At 71.1% G+C, this 263-nt stretch carries 1 protein-coding gene; it reads right to left on the bottom strand.

The annotated features are described in order from the left end of the window. Nucleotides 1–263, bottom strand: a 263-nt coding sequence (locus AAEZ09_RS28535) for an HAD family hydrolase (protein ID WP_350601702.1), incomplete at both ends; no start/stop codon positions are given.

Genomic DNA, 263 nt, shown 5'->3' with positions numbered 1-263 from the left:
GCCCAGCTGCCTGGCAATGGCACTGGCGGTCACGCCGTGGTCGCCGGTGATCATCACCACGCGAATGCCAGCTGCACGGCACTGCGCCACCGCACGGATCGCCTCGTCACGCGGCGGATCGATAATGCCGACCAGCCCGAGCAGTGTCAGCTCGCTGGCAACGTCGGCATGCTCGATCGCCTCCTTGCCGGCCGGCAGCCTGCGCCGCGCCAGGGCCAGCACGCGACGACCGGCCCGCGCCTGCGCCTCGACCTGTTCATGCC

The sequence above is a fragment of the Pseudomonas sp. 65/3-MNA-CIBAN-0223 genome (genome assembly GCF_040310425.1).
GTDB classification, from domain to species: domain Bacteria; phylum Pseudomonadota; class Gammaproteobacteria; order Pseudomonadales; family Pseudomonadaceae; genus Aquipseudomonas; species Aquipseudomonas gregormendelii.
Note: the sequence above shows the minus strand (reverse complement) of the source record. Positions and strands in the feature narration are given on the sequence as shown.